General features: G+C 72.6%; 1 pseudogene. It reads right to left on the reverse strand.

The annotated features are described in order from the left end of the window. Positions 1 to 321 (reverse strand): annotated as a pseudogene (locus tag HG542_RS34320) (transglycosylase SLT domain-containing protein); the annotation flags it as partial. Between the last annotated feature and the right edge of the window lie 48 nt (positions 322 to 369).

Consider the following 369-nt stretch of genomic DNA (forward strand, 5'->3'; position numbering starts at 1 on the left):
CTTGGCGGGCTTCAGGGCGGCGCGCTCGGTGGAGCGGCTCGCGCTCTCCTTGGCGGTGCGCTCGGCGCCGGCCTTGGCGGTGACCGCGGCGGTCTTGGCCTGGGCGGCGGCGGCATCGGTCTGCTTGCTCAGCTCGTCCTGCTGCGTCTCGCCGAAGGACTGGGCGTTCTGCGCGACCGGCTTGACGGCCGGGGCGGCGCTGGCGGTGCCGGCACCGACGGCGGCCAGGGCGACAGCGGCGATGCCGGTCGCCGCGACAGCGGCGGCGGAGAACTTGTGGGCCTTGGGCAGAGCGGTATAGCCGGAGATGGTGGAGCGCATGAGCGAGAAGATCCCTTTCAGTCGCGAAGTCGCAGTGGCCGTCATTGG

Source organism: Streptomyces morookaense (genome assembly GCF_013030945.1).
GTDB lineage: Bacteria > Actinomycetota > Actinomycetes > Streptomycetales > Streptomycetaceae > Streptomyces > Streptomyces morookaensis.